Genomic DNA, 19,819 nt, shown 5'->3' with positions numbered 1-19,819 from the left:
TCGAAAAAGAGGGCCTCAAAGGAAGGCCCTGAACGATTATTTTTCTGGCGGGGTGAAACCTTCGATGTGCACATCTTTGCCTTCAAACAGGAAATTGATCATCTCCTTTTCCAGCACTTTGCGATCTTCCGGATTCATCATGTTGAGCTTTTTCTCGTTGATCAACATGGTCTGCTTGGACATCCACTGCTGCCAGGCTTCTTTGGAAATATCATTGTAGATGCGTTTACCGATCTCACCTGGATAGAGCTGGAAATCCTGCCCTTCAGCGTCGCGTTGCAGAAACGTACAAAAAATGGTGCGGCTCATTACTCTTCCTCTTGGATCACGCGCGTGTGCAGTGCCAGTTGCTGGGGATGGCGCAATTCGTGCAGCAAACGCTCAACGGGCGCTGCCAAACCCACTGACGGTGGTTGCGCTAAGTTATACCAGAGACCGCTCGCTTCATCCATCAGCGACCCGGCAGAAGGCCACGCCAGCCACATAGGCACAATGTCTAAGTGGAAATGGCTGAAGGTATGACGAAACGCCGTTAGCTGCTGCGGTTTAGCGTGAATGCCGCGTTCGGCCAGCCAGTCAGTTAGCGCTTGCTCACTAGTGAACTGCGGGAAACAGAACAGGCCGCCCCATAATCCCACTGGCGGACGTTGCTCCAGAAACACGTCGTCGCCGTGCTGCATCATCAGGAACCAGCCGGTGCGCTCGGGAATCGTTACTTTGGGCTTCTTACCTGGGTACTCCGCCCAACTGCTGTTGGCATACGCTACGCAGCCGTTGCTGACCGGGCAAATCTCACACTTGGGACGTGAGCGAGTGCACACTAACGCACCGAGATCCATCATCGCCTGGTTAAACTGGCTGACGCCTTCGGCAGGCGTCACTTCTTCGCTGATCTGCCACAGACGTTTCTCAACGTCTTTTTTGCCCGGCCAACCGCCGACGGCATAACAACGTGCCAGCACGCGCTTGACATTGCCATCAAGAATCGGGAAATGCAGGCCCAGCGACAGGGACAGCACGGCACCCGCCGTGGAGCGCCCAACGCCGGGCAGCGCGGCGACGTCATCGAAATTGCGCGGGAACTCGCCACCGTGCTTATCGACCACCTGTTTTGCCGCTTTATGCAAATTGCGCGCGCGGGCGTAATAGCCGAGGCCGGTCCACAGATGCAAAACTTCGTCCAGCGGTGCAGCGGCCAGATCGGCAATCGTCGGGAAGCGCGCCATAAAGCGTTCAAAGTAAGGGATAACGGTGGCAACTTGTGTCTGCTGCAGCATCACTTCGGAGAGCCACACCTTATAGGGTGTTTTCTCCTGCTGCCACGGCAGGGTTTTGCGGCCGAAGCGCTGATACCACTCCAGCACCTGTTGCGCGAACTGCGGCGCTTGCATCATTTGAGGAAATATTCCGTGTTTGCTCTACAATCAGGCAGGAATTCCAGCACAGAGACATCGGGGTGTAAACCGGAAGATTGCAAAGGCTTGCTTCTGCTATCTAACTTTGCATAATGCCCGTTTCCCAGAAAAGGCTAACCAGCAGGCTTCAACATGATTAATGACGTCATCACCCCGGAATTTGATGAGAACGGGCGGCCATTACGCCGTATCCGCAGTTTTGTGCGCCGCCAGGGGCGCTTAACGAAAGGACAGCAGCTCGCGCTCGATAATTACTGGCCGGAGATGGGCGTCGAGTTCCAGCAGGAGCCGCTGGATTTAGCTGCACTGTTTGGTCGCGAAGCGCCAGTGGTGCTGGAAATCGGTTTTGGTATGGGCGCCTCACTGGTGACTATGGCGCAAAACAATCCCCATCAGAACTTCCTTGGACTTGAGGTCCATGCGCCGGGCGTGGGCGCTTGCCTGGCTTCGGCAAAAGAAGCTGGCGTGGAAAACCTGCGCGTGATGTGTCACGACGCAGTGGAAGTGTTGCAGCAGATGATTCCGGATAATTCACTGCGCATGGTTCAACTGTTCTTCCCGGATCCATGGCATAAAGCGCGCCACAATAAACGTCGCATTGTGCAGGTACCCTTTGCTGAGCTGGTGATGCGTAAGCTGAAACTGGGCGGCGTGTTCCATATGGCCACCGACTGGGAAGATTACGCGACGCACATGCTGGAAATCATGAGCAGCGTGGATGGGTATAAAAACCTGTCAGAAGCTAACGATTACGTGCCGCGTCCGGAAACGCGCCCGTTAACGAAATTTGAGCAGCGCGGGCAGCGACTGGGCCACGGCGTTTGGGATCTGATGTTTGAGAGGATTAAATAATGGCCGTACAGCGTAGCCGTCGTTTACGTAAAAAACTGCATATCGATGAGTTTCAGGAGTTAGGTTTCTCTGTTGCCTGGCGTTTTGCCGAAGGCACCACCGAGGAGCAAATTGATGCCACGCTGGATCAGTTTATTACTGAAGTGATTGATCCGAATGGCCTGGCGTATGACGGCAGCGGTTATCTGGTGTGGGAAGGCCTGGTTTGCCTGCAGGAAACCGGTAAGTGCACTGATGAGCACCGTGAGCTGGTGCGTAAATGGCTGGAGAAACGCGAGCTGTCAGATGTTCAGGTGACTGAACTCTTTGACGTCTGGTGGGACTAACTATTTTACCAGCCTGAGAGATCGCTTCAGGCTAGCTCACTTGCGCTTTGGGCGCCGGGCAGTGCATGCACAAATTGCGACAGCAATCTGAACGCCCACAGGGCGGCTCCGAAAGGGGCGAGCATCACGAGTCATTCTTATGTACTCCGATGCGCGCCAGTTGCTGTGCGCTGACCGTTTTCCAATTCGCTGCGCCGCCAACGCCTGACCTGTTCTTACAGCAAGGCGTGGGCGGCTTTTCATTTTAGGGAGATTTCATGGTTCGTAAGGCGCTTCTTACCGCACTGCTGCTGGCTGCTGCATCACAGGCCCAGGCTGATTATCAGTGCAGTGTTAATCCTCAGGATGATGTGATCATCAAACCGCAGAGTGTGCAGGTGGTGGGCACTAACGGTAATCTTGAAATCTCACCGCAGGGCGATGTGACCTTTAACGGGCAGAAAGCCAACGTGGATAACGCCACGCGTCAGAAGGCCATCGACTATCAGAATGCGTTACGCCGTGATTTGCCGTGGGTTGATAACGGTGCATCAACGCGTCTGGAGCGCAGCCGTGTAGCGCTGGATAAAGTGATTGTGGAAAAGCTCGGAGCCAACAGCAACGTGCGCAATCGTCTGACCAAACTGGATGGACAGCTAAAGCAGCAGATGAACCGAATCATTGAGCATCGCCCGGATGGTTTGACCTTCCACCATCAGGCGATTGAACAGGTGCGCGCCGATGGCGAAAAGCTGGTGCAGAGCACGCTGGGCGGCATTATGCAGGACAGCCTGAACGAGATGGGCAGCAGCCAGGCCGCGAGCGGCAGCAATCCCCTGCAGGCGATTATGGGCAACCTTGGCGGTTTGCAGCAGGCGGTTCAGGCGGAATGGAATAAGCAGGAACAGGACTTCCAGAATTTCGGTCATGAGGTGTGTAATCGCGTGACGGATCTGGAAGCACAGCGTAAAGGTTTGGTGCAGAACGTAAAGTAAGTTGTGTCGCGGCCTTCGAAAAGGCCTCGCCGTGAGGACAGCGAATGTCTTCGGGAACGGGTCACTACAGCAGGTGCGCCGCTGTGCACAGGCGGCTTAGCTGCTTTGATTGCCTGGTTGCGATGCCGTTTTGAATTAGCCGCCGCCTTGAATGTCAGGGGGGCGGCTAAGCCGTTTCGAATTAGCCGCCGCCTTGGATGTCAGGGGGGACGGCTAAGCCTTTTTGAACACTAAGGGTGGCTCAACATAGGGGCGGCTCAGTGCGGCTTCGTACTAAGGTCTAAGCGTATGGGATCTGGCCTACATAAACAGTTCAAGCAGCGAATTCAGGAACAACTTCCCTTTCTCGGTTATCTGCCACTGCTCTGCGGTTTCCACCACGTAACCCGCTTTGATCGCTTCATCCATCTGCGCACGGATCACTTGCTCATCCAACCCGGTATAGCGGTTGAAATCTGCACGCGGTGCGGCTTCCAGCAGACGGAAGCGGTTCATAAAGAACTCAAACGGCTTGTCATCGTTCTCCACGTTGTGCTGCTTGTCGAGATACTTACCCTGCATAAAGCCGCGCGGATGACGGGTTTTCACCGTACGCACAATTCTGCCATCCGGTTGCGTCAGTTTGCCGTGGGCACCACAGCCGATGCCAAGGTAATCACCAAAGCGCCAGTAGTTGAGGTTGTGTTCGCAGCGATAACCCGGCTTGGCATAGGCTGAAGTCTCGTACTGCTGATAACCAGCAGCACTCAGCAACTCATGGCCTTGCTCATAGATATCCCACAGCGCATCGTCATCCGGCAATACCGGCGGACGCGAGCTGAACATCGTATTCGGTTCGATGGTTAGCTGATACCACGACAGGTGCGGCGGATTCAGCGCAATCGCCTGACGCAAATCGTCCAGTGCCTCTTCCAGTGACTGATCGGGCAAACCGTGCATCAGATCGAGGTTAAAGCTGCGCAGGCCAAGACCGGCGGCGAGATGGGCGGCACGTATCGCTTCATCAGGGCCGTGAATGCGCCCTAAGCGCTCCAGCTTCTGCGGGCTAAAACTCTGCACGCCAATCGAAATACGGTTAATACCGGCTTTCTGGTAGCCGCTGAAGCGATCCGCTTCCACGGTGCCCGGATTGGCTTCCATGGTGACCTCTGCATCGGCCGCCAGCGGCAGGCGCGCGCGCACGCCATCCATCAACATTTGCATGGCGTTGCTGCTGAGCAGGCTCGGCGTGCCGCCGCCGATGAAGATGGTGCGCACTTCACGGCCAGCGGTAAGCGGCAGGTCCTGTTCAAGATCGCTGAGCAGGTGCTGCACATACTCGATGTGCGGCACCTCGCCTTTTAACGCGTGAGAGTTGAAATCACAGTACGGGCACTTCTGTACACACCACGGAATGTGGATGTACAGGCTTAACGGAGGTAACTCAGGCATCGCGCATCGCATCCAGTAACAGCGTCAATGCTTTGCCACGGTGAGAAACAGCACGCTTTTCATCTTTACTCAGCTCTGCTGCGGTTTTGCCCAATTCAGGAACATAGAAAATCGGGTCGTAACCAAAGCCGCCTTCACCTGCGGCTGCACGGGTAATTTCACCCGCCCAACTGCCGTGGAACACCAACGGTGTCGGATCTTCAGCATGACGCACATAAACCAGCACACAGTGGAACTGCGCCTGACGTTGCCCCTCCGGCACATTTTCTAACGCGACCAGCAGCTTATCGAGATTTTGCTGATCGCTGGCGTCTTCACCGGCATAGCGCGCAGAGTAGATGCCTGGCGCGCCGCCGAGCGCATCCACCGCCAGACCAGAGTCATCGGCAATCGCTGGCAAGCCAGTGATCTGCGCCGCATGACGCGCCTTAAGAATGGCATTTTCAATAAAGGTTAGGCCGGTTTCTTCCGCTGACTCAACGCCCAGCTCGGTTTGCGCCACGATATCGAGGCCGAAGGCCGCTAACAAATCGGCCAATTCACGAACTTTGCCCGGATTACCGGTGGCGAGTACGACTTTTTGCATAACAGTTCCAGATTAACGAATTACAGCAAATACCAGAGACCTGGGAACAGGTCCATGCCGAGGAAATTCAGCGCGTACAGCACCAGAATCACAATCATGGCAGAGAAATCGATGCCGCCCATCGCAGGCAGAATACGGCGAATCGGTGCCATCAGCGGTTCAGTCAGCTGAATCAACACGTAATCAATCGGGCCACGTCCCTGGCTGATCCAGCTCATCAGTGAACGAATGATAATCACCCAGAACACCAGATAACCGGCGGATTTCACCAGTGACAGCAGGCCGACTAACAGATTGGTGGGATCTACGGAGAACACGCCAACCTGAATTAACAGTAGCACCGGATATTTCAGGGTGGTCAGTACAAAGGCCAACACCAGCGAGGCCGTGTCAATCGGGCCTATTGCTGGCAGCACGCGACGCAGCGGCTTGATAATCGGCTGTGTAATCTTCACCACAAACTGTGACAGCGGGTTATAGAAATCACAGCGTGACCACTGCATCCAAATGCGCAGCAGCAATACCATCACGTACAGGTCGATCAGCGTTTTGACTAAAAACGTCATTGTTAACATGAGGTTCCTCAATTATTGTTGTGAAGGTCGCGCATAATCCCGCGCGCCAAATACGGCGGTGCCAATACGCACCATGGTGCTGCCTGCGGCGATTGCCGCATCCATGTCGTCGCTCATTCCCAGAGAAAGCGTATCGACGTCAGGGTAATTCTGTTGCAGGGCGCGAAACGCGTCAGCCATCTGCTGACATACCGCGAACTGTCGATCGTAATCAGGCTCCGGCGCCGGGATCGCCATCAATCCGCGCAAGCGCAGACGTGGCAATGCGGCTATCTGCGCCGCCAGCGCCGGAATCGCCTCCAGCATGATGCCAGATTTGCTGTTCTCGTCACTGATATTTACCTGAATTAACACGTTAAGCGGTGCTAACGCTGCCGGACGCTGATCGTTCAGACGTTGTGCGATGCGTTCACGATCCACGGTGTGACACCAGGCAAAATTCTCCGCCACCAGGCGGCTTTTATTGGATTGCAGCGGCCCGATAAAGTGCCACTGCAGATCAGGATGTGCGGCCAGCTCAGCCACCTTTTCAACCCCTTCCTGTACGTAATTTTCACCGAATGCCTGCTGACCCGCAGCAATCGCTTCTGCGACTGCGCTCGCAGGTTTGGTTTTGCTCACTGCAAGCAGAGTAATTTGTTCTGGCGCGCGGCCGCAGCGTGCAGCGGCAGTGGCGATACGCTCACGCACTTGCTGTAGGTTGTGCTCAATGGAAGTCATAGTCAGGAGAAGTTAAATGGATTTGGATGAAGTTGTGGCCCTTAGTGTAAAGCATAACGCCGCCGATCTGCACCTTTGCAGCGGACATTTACCGCACTGGCGACGGCAGGGCGTGCTGGAGCCGATCCCACATCAAACCGCATTGGATGGTGACTGGCTGGAAACCTTCTTGCAACAGTGGCTCAGCGGCGTGCAGCAGGATGAGCTGGAAGCGAGCGGGCACGTTGATTTTGCCATCACCCTGGAAAGCGGCGTGCGTTTGCGTGCCAACCTGTTTATGCAGCGCCACGGTTTATCGCTGGCGCTGCGCTTGATTGCCAGCCAGGCACCCAACATCAACCAGTTGCAACTGCCCGATGTGGCACAGCAATTGTTGCAGCTGGAAGAGGGGCTGATCTTAATCACGGGTGCCACCGGCAGCGGTAAATCCACCACGCTGGCGGCGATGGTGGATAGCCTCAATCGCGAACAGGCACGCCACATTATCACGCTGGAAGATCCGATTGAGTTTGTGCATCACAGCCAGCGCTCGTTGATACAGCAGCGGGAAGTGGGCGCACACACGGCGTCATTCCAGCAAGGATTGAAAGCGGCGCTGCGCGAAGACCCGGATGTGATTCTGCTGGGTGAGCTACGGGACAGCGAGACCATTCGGCTGGCGCTGACGGCGGCAGAGACCGGGCATCTGGTACTGGCAACGTTGCACACGCGCGGTGCCACGCAAGCGGTGGATCGGCTGGTGGATGTGTTTCCTGCCGAGGAAAAAAACCTGGTGCGCACCCAGCTGGCGGGCAGTTTGAAAGCGGTGCTGGCACAGCGTTTGGTGCCGGCAAAAAATGGCGGGCGGATTGGCTTGTTCGAGGTGCTGGTGGCCACGCCTGCGGTGGTCAATTTAATCCGCGAGGGCAAGATGCATCAATTGCCTGGCGTGCTGCAAACCGGCGCGCAGGCAGGGATGCAGACGTTCGCGCAGAGCGAACAGGCACGTCAACAGGCGGGATTGATTTGAGTGTGTGCGAGTCGATTCAAAAGGGCGGGATTGATTTGCCAGGTGCGCATTCACGCGCACCTGGATTTTATTCAATGCGTGTCGAACCAATCTTCCAGAATGATCACCGCCGATTGTGAATCGACCTGGCCTTTCTGTAATGCACGGAAGCCACCGCGTTCGAACAGGTCGGCGCGCGCTTCCACGGTGCTTAACCGCTCATCCTGCAACTCAACGCGCACGCCAAATCGGCCATGAATGCGATTGGCGAACTTGCGGGCGCGTTCGGTTAACGGCTGCTCGGTGCCGTCCATGTTCAATGGCAAGCCCACCACCACGTAATCAGGCTGCCACTCTTTCAGTAGTTTCTCGATCAGCTTCCAGTCTGGCGTGCCGTCTTGCGCTTTAAGCGCGGTCAGAGCGCGTGCGGTGCCGGTCAGCTGCTGGCCAACAGCCACGCCGATGCTTTTGGTGCCAAAATCGAAGCCCAGTAAAGTTTCACTGGCCATCAGGCGTGCCCTGCATCGCTGGTCATATTATGAATATCTATGCCCATGCTGCGCGCGGCTTCGCGCCAGCGTTCGGCGATTGGCGTCTGGAACAGAATATTGCTGTTCGCCGGGGTGGTCAGCCAGGCATTTTCCAACAGCTCGTTCTCCAGCTGATCTTTCTCCCACGCGCAGTACCCTAACGCGACCAGCACGTTGTCAGGCTGTTCTGCGGTGCCGATCGCTTCCAGCACATCTCGTGAAGTGGTGATCACGGTGTTATCAGAGATACGGATACTGGAAGAGTAAATTTTCTGGGCCGAGTGCAGGATAAAGCCGCGATCTTCCGCCAGCGGGCCGCCAGCGAACACCGGCTTGTCCAGCTTAATGGCAGGGTCACGTTCTGTTGGGCTGATTTTAAGTTTCTTCAGAATGCCTTCGACCGTCAGGTTTTCCATCGGCTTATTCACGATCAAGCCCATGGCGCCATCTTCATTGTGCTCGCAGATATACACCACCGAGCGTTTGAACAGCGGGTCCTGCAGCGACGGCATCGCAATCAAAAAATGGTGCTGTAAATTCATTCTCACTCGTATACCAAAAATAACCGGCGCGGCCGCAGCCACGTCGGTTTTGGGTTCTCACGGCGCTTACACGCCGTTGACATCAGCCCAGGCGTTTCTCAATGGCATCCATCAGCATGCCGGTGATCGAGATCGGGAATGCAGCCTCGATTTCACGCACGCAGGTTGGGCTGGTTACGTTAACTTCGGTGAGTTTATCACCAATGATGTCCAGACCGACAAAAATCAGCCCTTTAGCTTTCAGCGTTGGACCCACGCGACGGGCGATTTCCCAGTCGCTGTCACTCAACGGGCGTGCTTCACCGCGACCACCCGCTGCAAGGTTACCTCGGGTTTCGCCACCCTGTGGGATACGCGCCAGGCAGTAAGGCACCGGCTCGCCATCCACCACCAGCACGCGTTTATCGCCATCTTTGATCGCTGGCAGATAGTTTTGCGCCATGCAGAAGTTCTGGCCGTGGTTGGTCAGGGTTTCGGTGATGACGCCAAAGTTCGGGTCGTCCTGCTTCACGCGGAAGATCGAGGCACCGCCCATACCGTCCAGCGGCTTAAGGATCACATCACCGTGCTCCTGCCAGAAGGCACGCAACTGCTCTTTGTTGCGGGTCACCAGCGTATCTGGCGTCAGGTCGGCGAACCACGCGGTGTAAAGCTTCTCGTTACAGTCACGCAGGCTCTGCGGTTTGTTGACGATCAATGTGCCTTGCTCTTCTGCACGTTCCAGCAGGTAGGTGGCATAGATGAATTCGGTATCGAACGGCGGATCTTTACGCATCAGCACTACGTTGAGATCGGCCAGCGGGATGACCTGCTCACTGCCGAACTCGTACCATTTGTCGTAGTTTTGCTCCACGCTCAGCAGGCGCGTGCGGGCGTAGGTCACGCCACCGCGCAGGGAGAGATCGCCCATCTCCATGTAATGAATTTCGTAACCACGGCGCTGTGCTTCCAGCAACATGGCGAAGCTGGTGTCTTTTTTAATGTTGATGGACGAAATTGGGTCCATAACGATGCCAAGCTTAATCATTATTCTCTCCTCAAAGGGGGATTTTCTTGCCCCGTTCCGTGACAGCGCTGCGGCTTTTCACGTGCGTAGTTTTACAACCCGAAAGTATCCCTTAACCGAGGTCACCAAACCTCACCTGAAGTGCCGTAATGGCCGTGAGCGCAGTGGTTTCTGTGCGCAGCACGCGTGGGCCTAACAAAATATCGGTGAAACCCTGCTGCGCCGTCATGGCAATTTCGTCCGCTGAGAGACCACCTTCCGGACCAATCAGCAGGCGAACACGTTCAACCGGCTGCGGCAGGGTGTTAATACTGTGGCTGGCACGCGGATGCAGATTGAGCTTTAAGCCACTCTCCTGCTCAACACACCAGGCTTCCAGCGTCATCGCTTCACGGATTTCCGGCACACGATTACGGCCGCACTGTTCGCAGGCGGCAATCGCAATTTTTTGCCATTGCTGAATCTTTTTCGCCAGTCTTTCAGCATCCAGCTTTACGCCGCAGCGCTCCGAAAACAAGGGTGTAATCACGTTCACGCCGAGTTCGATCGATTTCTGGATGGTGAATTCCATTTTTTCGCCGCGCGACATCACCTGCCCAAGATGGAGATGGAGCGGAGATTCACGGTCATCAGGCTGACTGGCAAGGACCCTTACTTTTACACGCTTTTTATCAGCCTGGGTGATTTCGGCGTTAAAAGTCAGATTACTGCCATCAAACAGCTCAATTTGTTGACCGGCGGTCATGCGCAGCACGCGCCCGACGTGGTTAGCGGCATCTTCGTCGAGGAAGACTTCACTGTTAACTTCAAGAGGTTCGGGATGATAAATGCGAGGTATGCGCATGCGGTTCCTGCCAGCGTTATGCCGTGTCATCGGACACGGCCCAATCGGAAAAAAGCTAGTGTAGGTTAGCGCTTTTAGCGCTGGCAAGCCTGTTGTACATAGGGATTGTGATTTCCCTGCACCTGCGCGATGCGGTTGTCGCGTTCGCACTCCCATTGGCTTACCGGATATTGCTTGTTCCAGGCGGTAAACAACTGGGTCTGCTGGCGTGACAGACGCAGCTGATATTGGTCACGCATGTAGAAGTAGGTACGGGCGATGGCGCCGCGTGCACGCTCGGGTGGCTGTGCCAGCTTCTGCTTGAAATCGACTTTCATTGCGCACTGACCATATTGCGCGTCGCCGCCGTTCCACTGACTGTACTGGAAGTTATTGCGATCGCCATTCACTTCACCAATCGCTGGCTGCAGATTATGCAGGTCGCTTTCAATGCGGCGGTAATCGGCATCTTTACTGCAGTTTTTACGACCGCCGTTTTGCCAGCACTGGCGCTGATGGCCGAACTCCCATGCCGGCATCACATGTTCCCACTCAATACGTTCAGCGCGATTGGCATTTTTACGGACGCTGTAGCCGCAGCTACTGAGATCGGGCACGCCTTTCTTGCCGTGCCAGCTGATTTTGCAGCCGCAGTAAAATTCTGCCGGAGCATCGGCATTGATCTGCGCGGCGACCACTTTGGCCTGCTGGAAGTTATTTTGATTGTAGTGGGTAATGCTGAGGCTGAAGGCGCTAATGGGGGCAACTAATAAGGAGAGTAACAACAGCGTTTTGCGAGACATATTCCAAAAATTACCTGATGCGTAAAAAGGCGGCAGGGTAGCAGAATGGCGCAGGATGGGATATCAGATAAACGGATTAACCTGCTGAAAATTCACCAGGTTGCAGCAGAGTACCGCATTGCACGCAGCGGTATTCACTTTCACCCCGTAACACGCGGTTGTGACGGCGCACGGTGAGCTGGTGCTGCTGACATCGGCAGCGATAGGGGAAGGTGTTGCTGCGCACCGAAGCGATTTCGAACTGATGGGTACGACGCGCGGGAACGCCGAGCACGCTCTCCATCATCCACTTCCACTCTTTGCCATGCGGCGGCACGCGACCAAAGGTTTTCCATACCAGCAGGTGCGCCAGCTCGTGCGGCACCACCTCATCCACAAAGGCCTGCTGATTCTCCAGCAATAGCACCGGGTTAATGCGAATCTCCCATTTCTCCAGCCAGGCCGTACCGGCAGCGGTACCGCGCTGCTGATACACCAGCTTCGGCTCGTCATAGTGACGCTCCAGCTTTTCATTGGCGAGCTGCAAATGGTGACGCAACGAGCGCATCACGGCTTGTTGCAGGGCTATGGGAAGGCGAGGTGTTTTCATGCCGGGCAGGATAACCTGGTACGCACAAATGCGCACCTGACGAAACGCACAAAAAAAGGGCCGCCAATCGGCAGCCCTTCGTATCGCTTATCGACCTTATTGCTGGCCGATATCGCGCAGTTTTTTGCCTTTCATCAGGTTGCGCTCGATGTGTTCCAGCGAGACGTTTTTGGTCTCGGGAATCAGCGCCACGGTCAGCAGGATAAAGAATACGTTCAGACCTGCGTACACCCAGAAGGTCGGCGCGTTGCCCAGCGTGTTGAGCATGGTCAGGAAGGTGGCACCGACGATCATGTTGGCAATCCAGTTGGTTGCGGTCGACACGGTGATACCAAAATCGCGGCCTTTCAGCGGCTGAATTTCTGAGCACAGTACCCAGATCAACGGACCCGCAGACATCGCAAAACCAACGATGAACATCAGCAGCATGGCGACAGCAAAGTACTGTGCGGATGCAGAGTTGATGCCGATGTGCAGCATGGTACCGAGGATACCCATACCGGCAGCCATCACGATAAAGCCCAGCACCAGCGTCGGTTTACGGCCCCAGCGATCCACCAGACCAATCGCAATAAAGGTCGCCAGTACGTTGACCAGACCGACAATGACGGTGCCCCACATCTGCTGAGTGGTATTAGCGAAGCCCGCAATCTCAAAGATTTTTGGCGCGTAATACATGATGACGTTCATACCAGTGAACTGCTGCATCACCTGCAACAGCACACCCAGGAACACCGCACGGCGGAAGTTACTGTTGCTCTGGAACAGCTGCCAGCCAGACTGTTTGATCTTCAGGCTTTCACGAATCTCATCCAGTTCACGTTTAGCTTGTTCGCTGGTATCACGCAGACGAGCCAGCACGCGTTCTGCACTGCGGAAATCGCCTTTCGCCGCCAGCCAGCGTGGGCTGTTTGGCAGGAAGAATACGCCCACCAGCAGCAGCACTGCCGGAATGGTGATGATGCCCAGCATCCAGCGCCATGCGCCAGCGTCACTGAAAGCGGTATCAGACAGATACGCGCCAAGGATACCGATGGTGATCATCAACTGATACAGAGAAATCATGCTGCCACGAATCTTTTCCGGTGCGATTTCAGAAAGATACAGGGGAGCAGTGTAAGACGCGACACCCACAGCCAGGCCGAGCACCACACGTGCAGCAATCAGCATGTCCGGGCTGACCGCCATGGCTGACCACAGTGAACCGATCACGAACAGAATCGCACCCGCCATCAGGCTCTTTTTACGGCCGAGATGTGAAGACATCCAGCCGCTACCAATCGCACCGACAGCCGCACCGAACATCATTGAGCTGACAATCCACTCTTGCTCATGTGCAGTCACGTTGAAATCTTTGGCGATGAAGGGCAGGGCACCAGCGATAACGCCGATATCCAGACCAAACAGCAGGCCGGCCAGAGCCGCTAAGAAGCAGACAAACAAGGTCATCATCTTGTTCGACGTTCTGCTCTTATGAGTATTACCAGGCATAATGCCTCCGAAGTTTATCTATCATTGTTTTTATCAATGTTATGAAACCTGCCGACGGAAAAAAGTGAGGATGATCACATCAGTGTAATCGGTTACACACGCTGAAACCCTGCAATCCAGCATTTTCCGCCTGAAGTAGTTACGTAACCAGTAAGGTATAGCACCCTTTAAGTTTCTGACATCTCTCTAAATATCGGCTATCAGACGACGCTGAAAATAACGCATTTTAATGCGAATAACTACGCTGAAAATTCTCTAAATGACAGATTACAAAAGGTTTTCAAAATGTAATCGTTAACACTTTGTTGTAAACAGAGAAAATGAAGTGTAGACGGCGGGGAAAAATGTGCTGGCTGGTTAACGGGCGAGGTATCAGAAGACATGAAGAGCCCCACTCATGAGGGAGTGTTGGGCAAACCATTGCAGTTTTGATGAGCCGACAGCAGGGGCAGTAAAAAAATGCCAGTCAGGTTTAACTGGCTGGCATGTCGCAATAAGCGGACCCTATACAGAGAAATACGGGGTTAATTAATTGAATAACTCAGGGAGTACGGGCCGGATTTGTTTTCCATACCGTATACCTTACCGCTGTAATCAACATGTATCCTGTCGCCATCTACCGCAACAGAGGATATTGTTCCTCCCCCTGTCAGGAATGGGAATTCTGCGTTTAGCGCCTTCACATCGGCGCCGCCTGTATTATGAAAGTAATAACGGAAAACAGTTGGCACTGTTGCCCCACCATCATTGTTTTGCGTAGTGTAAAGCCATAGTTCCGCACTGACCTGCCGCACACTCTGAAGTGAATCATTCGCGCGGGGATCTGGTTGATAAGTAAACCAAACGAAAGCCAATAGCATGATCGTGATTAGCCAGTGGATACCATTAATAACCGTTCTGGCGCGCATAATCGATGCCCTCCCGGATAGCACGTTGGTCTTCGGGGTCATCACTATAAGGCGGGCCACCTCGCCAGTTTCCCCATTCAGGACGTGAAGTTCCGGCACGAGACTGCGCCCATCCGGCTCCCATGAGTAAAATCTCAGCTGGAATACCCGCTGCAGTACCCGTCGCACCAAAGTTAAAGTTACCAAATGCGGCCCAGTACGGATCAAATTGTTTGTAATCCCATGGTCCACGCCCGCGAACTTTTGGTAGAACCAGTAATACGTTTGCGGCAATGCCATGTTGCATCCATAGCCGCGACTGCGTGCTTCTCTCATATTGTTTTGTAAGATCTGAATTGCGCCGCTGGGGGCAATGCCTGGTGGTGATGCCATATCCAACTCCCTTTGCAGTTTCCATGTTATTAATGTGGGATTATGTAATAAATAGAAACAACTTAAAAGGTCGCCACGGGCACAATTGCGGGCAGTTAAGGATTAGCTGAAAGAGTGGCCCTGTCCGTACGAAGAACCATCACCGGGTCACATTATTAAACGGACAAATGACGTTAGCTCGAAAGTTTAGATGGTGAGTCTGTTGGGAAGACAGCAACAAAAAAATGCCAGTCAGACTTAACTGACTGGCATTACTGTTTAAGCGGCTTGTTTTTCGCTTAAGCGGGCTGAATTACAGGCCCGCAGCCTCACGCAGTTGAGCAGCTTTATCCGTCTGCTCCCACGGGAAGTGTTCGCGACCAAAGTGACCGTAAGCCGCGGTCTCTTTGTAGATAGGTTTCAGCAGGTCCATCATCTGAATCAGGCCGTAAGGACGCAGGTCGAAGAACTCGCGTACCAGCAGGGTCAGCTGTTCGGTAGGGACTTTCTCAGTACCGAACGTTTCCACCATGATGGAGGTTGGCTCAGCCACGCCAATCGCGTAAGAAACCTGAATTTCGCAACGGTCAGCCAGACCTGCCGCGACGATGTTTTTCGCGACATAGCGCGCTGCGTAGGCAGCAGAACGGTCAACTTTAGACGGGTCTTTACCAGAGAACGCACCACCACCGTGACGCGCCATACCGCCGTAGGTATCAACGATGATTTTACGACCCGTCAGACCGCAGTCGCCCATTGGGCCGCCGATCACGAAACGACCGGTTGGGTTGATGTGGTATTTGGTGCTGGCATTTACCCACTCAGTAGGCAGTACCGGCTTGATGATCTCTTCCATTACCGCTTCACGCAGATCGGCTGTCGAAATTTCTTCAGCGTGCTGAGTTGAGAGTACAACTGCATCGATACCGACAATTTTGCCGCCATCGTACTGGAAAGTGATCTGGCTTTTCGCATCCGGACGCAACCACGGCAGTGTACCGCTTTTACGCACTTCAGCCTGACGCTGCACCAGACGGTGCGCATAGGTCACCGGAGCGGGCATCAGCACGTCAGTTTCGTTGGTGGCATAGCCAAACATCAGGCCCTGGTCGCCTGCGCCCTGTTCCAGCGGATCGCTACGGTCAACGCCCTGGTTGATATCAGGAGACTGCTTGCCAATCGCGCTCAGTACGGCGCAAGAGTTTGCATCGAAGCCCATATCGGAATGGACATAGCCGATTTCACGTACGGTATTACGGGTGATCTCTTCGATATCAACCCATGCGCTGGTGGTGATTTCACCGCCAACCAGCACCATACCGGTTTTAACGTAAGTTTCGCAGGCCACGCGTGCTTTAGGATCCTGTTCGAGGATCGCATCTAACACGGCATCGGAAATTTGGTCAGCGATTTTATCAGGATGTCCTTCTGATACGGACTCAGATGTAAATAGGTGTTTAGCCATTCTGTTCTTTACCTTACAAATGGTTTGAATTCGACTGCATAGCGTAAGTGGACCAGGCCAACTCGACGCCCCTTCAGGCAAAGCCGCGAGCAGTAGGGAGTATGGGCGCATTCGCCGACACCGCCTGGATGTTAACCAGTTTAGATGGAAAACCATCTGGACGGCTATTCTAGGTCACACAGTGAGCACTTTTCCAGTGCTTTTTCGGATTCCGCACGTTTACGCAAGTGGGCAGATGGAAGAAATTCCTGACACCTTCCACAGAATCCAGACAAAGATTTTGCTTTTTCACCCTGCAGACTGTATAAAACGCCGCTGCTGTCGACCACAGTACAAAAGGATGACGCCACCGTGCGTCGCGCCGTCAGAGCTGTTCTCTGATTTTCACCCAGGCCGTTTCTCGTTTGCTGTTTGCAGGCGTTGGAGGTGATAAAAGTAATGAACCACACTTCTCTTCTTCCCGGTTCACTGCGCTCAATGGGCGCGCTGGCAATCCTATCCCAATCCAGTTTTATTCTTTTCTCTCGTCGAAGTTTTGCGCGTTGCGGTAATTATCCCGACACGAGCGCCGGCTAAGCTATTCCCTCATTTCTGTCACTGTGTTTCACTCGTCTTACGCGGTACAAGCGTTGGCTTTTGGCCCGTTTTTTACTGACTGCGGCGTGGTGTTTTACACTTAGAGTCAGCAACGTGCACGGCAACCCGATAATCGGAGCTCAGCAGGATGGGGAAATGTTTACACGGACTCACAACAGCAAGACCCGGCAACTGTTTCATATTTCAACGGAAAATTGAGGTTCGCGATGTCTGACGACATGAAGAATATCAAGGGTTCGTCAGCTGGCGAACAGGGTGTACTCCGCTCCATGCAGGAGGTGGCGATGAACGATCAGGAAGCAAGCAGAATGCTGCGTACCTACAATATTGCCTGGTGGGGTAATAACTATTATGACGTCAACGAGCTGGGCCACATCAGCGTGTGCCCGGATCCGGATCAGCCGGAAGTGCGCGTTGACCTGGCGAAACTGGTCAAAGAGCGTGAAGCCGATGGCCAGCGTCTGCCTGCGCTGTTCTGCTTCCCGCAGATTTTACAGCACCGCCTGCGTTCGATTAACGCCGCCTTTAAACGTGCGCGCGAATCTTACGGCTATAAAGGTGACTACTTCCTGGTTTACCCAATCAAGGTTAACCAGCATAAGCGCGTAATCGAGTCGCTGGTGAACTCCGGTGAACCACTGGGTCTGGAAGCCGGTTCGAAAGCGGAGCTGATGGCAGTACTGGCGCACGCCGGTAAAACCCGTTCCGTGATCGTCTGCAACGGCTACAAAGACCGTGAATACATTCGTCTGGCGCTGATTGGTGAGAAGCTCGGTCACAAAGTTTACCTGGTCATCGAGAAGATGACTGAGGTTCGCCTGGTGCTGGAAGAGGCGGAGCGCCTGAATGTGATCCCGCGTTTGGGGATCCGCGCACGTCTGGCATCGCAAGGCTCCGGCAAATGGCAGTCGAGCGGTGGCGAGAAGTCTAAATTTGGTCTGGCAGCTTCGCAGGTATTGCAGCTGGTGGACATTATGCGCAAAGCCGGTCGTCTCGATAGCCTGCAACTGCTGCATTTCCATCTCGGTTCGCAGATGTCGAACATCCGCGACATCGCCACCGGCGTGCGCGAATCGGCGCGCTTCTATGTGGAGCTGGCGAAACTCGGCGTCAACATCAAATGCTTCGATGTCGGCGGCGGTTTGGGCGTCGATTATGAAGGTACGCGTTCGCAGTCTGATTGTTCGGTGAACTACGGCCTGAACGAATACGCCAACAACGTGATTTGGGCGATTGGCGATGCCTGTGAAGAGAACGGTCTGGAGCATCCAACGGTCATCACGGAGTCAGGTCGTGCGGTGACGGCGCACCACACCGTACTGGTCTCCAACATCATTGGGGTTGAGCGCAACGAATTCAGTACGCCAGTGGCACCGGATGTGGATTCACCGCGTCCGATTCAGAGCCTGTGGGATACCTGGCAAGAGATGCACGAGCCGAACGTCCGTCGTTCGCTGCGTGAATGGCTGCACGATAGCCAGATGGATTTGTTCGATATCCATACTGGCTACTCTTCCGGCACTTATGATCTCGGTCAGCGCGCCTGGGCAGAGCAGCTCTATTTGAGCATTTGTCACTATATCCAGCAGCATCTGGACCCAAGCAACCGCGCGCACCGTCCAATCATTGATGAATTGCAGGAGCGCATGGCGGATAAGATTTACGTCAACTTCTCGCTGTTCCAGTCAATGCCGGATGCATGGGGTATCGATCAGCTGTTCCCGGTGCTGCCGCTGGAAGGGCTGAACAAGATCCCTCAGCGTCGTGCGGTGTTGCTCGACATCACCTGTGACTCCGACGGCACCATCGATCACTACGTGGATGGCGACGGTATTGCGACTACCATGCCGATGCCAGAGTACGACATTGATAACCCGCCGATGCTGGGCTTCTTTATGGTGGGCGCATATCAGGAAATTCTCGGCAATATGCATAACCTGTTTGGCGATACCGAAGCCGTTGACGTGTTTGCCTTCCCGGATGGCAGTGTAGAAGTGCAGTTGTCAGATGAAGGCGATACCGTGGCGGACATGCTTCAGTACGTACAGCTGAACCCGAACGATTTGATGACGCTGTTCCGCGATCAGGTTACCCGGCAGTATGATATCGACGAAGACCTGCGCGCGCAGTTCCTCGAAGAGTTTGAAAGCGGTCTGTATGGATACACTTATCTTGAAGATGAGTAATCGTTAATGCGCTTAGCGGGCCCTGGTCAGGGCCCGTTTCATTCCCCTGCCATTCTATTTTCTTATTTCTTCTTTATTTATTTAAAATGTGATGAAGATCATCTTCAAAGAATCTTAACCTTGCGTTTTAAACTCGCGCTTTAAATACGTCTTTTCTATCTTCTTTATTTTCATTCATTAAGCCAAAAGCACACAGTGCCTCACGTCTTAATACCCCTCTATTAGCTACTGATTTCGTAAGGATTAGGTAGTCTGGCTGTTATGTTTTTCTTGCAATGCATAATCAAAATTTAAACATTAAGAGTTGAATAGTACCGGTTTGAAATTGAGTTTATTGGAATCTTTTGGATTCGATTGATTCCAGAAGAAAAAAACACATTTTCGGGTAAAAATAAACTTACACATTCATTGATTTAATTTTTATGATTTTAAATCAATTGGTTATATTTTTCTTCATCTGTCAAGGTTAGCGATAGGTTAAATTTTTCTAGGAATTATCTGATCGTTATCTGAAATTAAAAGAAATTCACTCACGAAATTGATAGTTTTAAACGATTAAATCTGAGGTCGGCATTTACTAAAATCTATTTTTCAAACTGTAAGGTGTACGTTAGGCTTCAGTTAAGGTGTTAAGTTTTATCGATGTTTCCCTTACCTCTTA

At 53.6% G+C, this 19,819-nt stretch carries 21 protein-coding genes; 5 read left to right on the top strand and 16 right to left on the bottom strand.

The annotated features are described in order from the left end of the window. Positions 1-36 precede the first annotated feature (36 nt). Positions 37-309 carry an oxidative damage protection protein gene (locus VH86_RS02245; protein WP_038644892.1) on the bottom strand — a complete coding sequence of 91 codons (273 nt, stop codon included), beginning with the start codon at positions 307-309 and terminating at the stop codon, positions 37-39. Further along, a complete protein-coding gene (gene mutY / locus VH86_RS02240; protein ID WP_045831741.1) occupies positions 309-1,394 on the bottom strand; it encodes an A/G-specific adenine glycosylase in 1,086 nt (361 codons plus the stop codon). The genes VH86_RS02245 and mutY overlap by 1 nt, the downstream gene beginning before the upstream one ends. Before the next feature lie 153 nt (positions 1,395-1,547). Here mutY and trmB point away from each other — a divergent pair, with 153 nt between their 5' ends. The 3 genes from trmB to VH86_RS02225 all read left to right on the top strand — a co-directional run bounded on the left by trmB (position 1,548) and on the right by VH86_RS02225 (position 3,567). Then, a complete protein-coding gene (gene trmB, locus VH86_RS02235; RefSeq protein WP_038644896.1) occupies positions 1,548-2,267 on the top strand; it encodes a tRNA (guanosine(46)-N7)-methyltransferase TrmB in 720 nt (239 codons plus the stop codon). Beyond that, a complete protein-coding gene (locus tag VH86_RS02230; protein ID WP_034823275.1) occupies positions 2,267-2,593 on the top strand; it encodes a YggL family protein in 327 nt (108 codons plus the stop codon). Before trmB ends, VH86_RS02230 begins: the two co-directional genes overlap by 1 nt. A gap of 257 nt (positions 2,594-2,850) precedes the next feature. Beyond that, a complete protein-coding gene (locus VH86_RS02225; protein ID WP_045831740.1) occupies positions 2,851-3,567 on the top strand; it encodes a DUF2884 domain-containing protein in 717 nt (238 codons plus the stop codon). Positions 3,568-3,867: 300 nt separating this feature from the next. Here the strand turns inward: VH86_RS02225 and hemW are convergent, their stop codons facing one another. The 4 genes from hemW to VH86_RS02205 are packed head-to-tail and all read right to left on the bottom strand — an operon-like array spanning position 3,868 to position 6,879. Continuing rightward, complete coding sequence (gene hemW, locus VH86_RS02220; RefSeq protein ID WP_045831739.1) at positions 3,868-4,998, bottom strand: radical SAM family heme chaperone HemW; 1,131 nt, start codon at positions 4,996-4,998, stop codon at positions 3,868-3,870. Continuing rightward, positions 4,991-5,584, bottom strand: a complete 594-nt coding sequence (locus VH86_RS02215; protein WP_045814703.1) for an XTP/dITP diphosphatase — start codon at positions 5,582-5,584, stop codon at positions 4,991-4,993. The genes hemW and VH86_RS02215 overlap by 8 nt, the downstream gene beginning before the upstream one ends. A 20-nt stretch (positions 5,585-5,604) precedes the next feature. Continuing rightward, entirely contained in the window at positions 5,605-6,159 is a 555-nt protein-coding gene (locus VH86_RS02210) for a YggT family protein (protein ID WP_034823271.1), read from the bottom strand. 12 nt (positions 6,160-6,171) lie between these two features. After that, positions 6,172-6,879: a YggS family pyridoxal phosphate-dependent enzyme gene (locus tag VH86_RS02205; protein ID WP_045831738.1), complete on the bottom strand. Its 708-nt coding sequence runs from the start codon at positions 6,877-6,879 to the stop codon at positions 6,172-6,174. 16 nt (positions 6,880-6,895) lie between these two features. Here VH86_RS02205 and VH86_RS02200 point away from each other — a divergent pair, with 16 nt between their 5' ends. Further along, the gene (locus VH86_RS02200) at positions 6,896-7,888 is read left to right on the top strand and encodes a type IV pilus twitching motility protein PilT (protein ID WP_045814701.1); all 993 of its coding nucleotides are present in this window, start codon (positions 6,896-6,898) and stop codon (positions 7,886-7,888) included. Between the two features lie 71 nt (positions 7,889-7,959). Here the strand turns inward: VH86_RS02200 and ruvX are convergent, their stop codons facing one another. The 10 genes from ruvX to metK all read right to left on the bottom strand — a co-directional run bounded on the left by ruvX (position 7,960) and on the right by metK (position 16,375). Continuing rightward, positions 7,960-8,376, bottom strand: coding sequence for a Holliday junction resolvase RuvX (gene ruvX, locus VH86_RS02195; RefSeq protein ID WP_038644908.1), 417 nt, complete (start codon positions 8,374-8,376; stop codon positions 7,960-7,962). Next, a complete protein-coding gene (locus tag VH86_RS02190; RefSeq protein WP_038644910.1) occupies positions 8,376-8,939 on the bottom strand; it encodes a YqgE/AlgH family protein in 564 nt (187 codons plus the stop codon). Before VH86_RS02190 ends, ruvX begins: the two co-directional genes overlap by 1 nt. A gap of 82 nt (positions 8,940-9,021) precedes the next feature. Beyond that, positions 9,022-9,966 carry a glutathione synthase gene (gene gshB / locus VH86_RS02185; protein WP_045814700.1) on the bottom strand — a complete coding sequence of 315 codons (945 nt, stop codon included), beginning with the start codon at positions 9,964-9,966 and terminating at the stop codon, positions 9,022-9,024. A gap of 91 nt (positions 9,967-10,057) precedes the next feature. Then, positions 10,058-10,789: a 16S rRNA (uracil(1498)-N(3))-methyltransferase gene (gene rsmE, locus VH86_RS02180; protein ID WP_045831737.1), complete on the bottom strand. Its 732-nt coding sequence runs from the start codon at positions 10,787-10,789 to the stop codon at positions 10,058-10,060. A 74-nt stretch (positions 10,790-10,863) separates the two neighbouring features. Further along, positions 10,864-11,571, bottom strand: coding sequence for a deoxyribonuclease I (gene endA, locus VH86_RS02175; RefSeq protein WP_034823262.1), 708 nt, complete (start codon positions 11,569-11,571; stop codon positions 10,864-10,866). A 76-nt stretch (positions 11,572-11,647) separates the two neighbouring features. Further along, the gene (locus tag VH86_RS02170; protein WP_045831736.1) at positions 11,648-12,160 is read right to left on the bottom strand and encodes a SprT family zinc-dependent metalloprotease; all 513 of its coding nucleotides are present in this window, start codon (positions 12,158-12,160) and stop codon (positions 11,648-11,650) included. 96 nt (positions 12,161-12,256) lie between these two features. Continuing rightward, positions 12,257-13,651, bottom strand: a complete 1,395-nt coding sequence (locus VH86_RS02165; RefSeq protein ID WP_045814697.1) for a sugar porter family MFS transporter — start codon at positions 13,649-13,651, stop codon at positions 12,257-12,259. A gap of 524 nt (positions 13,652-14,175) precedes the next feature. Beyond that, complete coding sequence (locus VH86_RS24815) at positions 14,176-14,559, bottom strand: hypothetical protein (protein WP_045831858.1); 384 nt, start codon at positions 14,557-14,559, stop codon at positions 14,176-14,178. Then, positions 14,537-14,845: a polymorphic toxin type 44 domain-containing protein gene (locus VH86_RS24810; protein WP_231647082.1), complete on the bottom strand. Its 309-nt coding sequence runs from the start codon at positions 14,843-14,845 to the stop codon at positions 14,537-14,539. Before VH86_RS24810 ends, VH86_RS24815 begins: the two co-directional genes overlap by 23 nt. Positions 14,846-15,223: 378 nt before the next feature. Then, a complete protein-coding gene (metK, locus tag VH86_RS02155) occupies positions 15,224-16,375 on the bottom strand; it encodes a methionine adenosyltransferase (RefSeq protein WP_038644924.1) in 1,152 nt (383 codons plus the stop codon). A gap of 803 nt (positions 16,376-17,178) precedes the next feature. On the opposite strand from metK, the gene speA reads away from it, so the two are divergent. Beyond that, a complete protein-coding gene (gene speA, locus VH86_RS02150; RefSeq protein ID WP_072050556.1) occupies positions 17,179-19,158 on the top strand; it encodes a biosynthetic arginine decarboxylase in 1,980 nt (659 codons plus the stop codon). Positions 19,159-19,819 lie beyond the last annotated feature (661 nt).

Origin of the sequence: Pantoea sp. BL1 (genome assembly GCF_000963985.1) — a bacterium.
Lineage (GTDB): Bacteria > Pseudomonadota > Gammaproteobacteria > Enterobacterales > Enterobacteriaceae > Pantoea > Pantoea rwandensis_B.
This window is presented reverse-complemented; position numbering and strand designations above follow the sequence as displayed.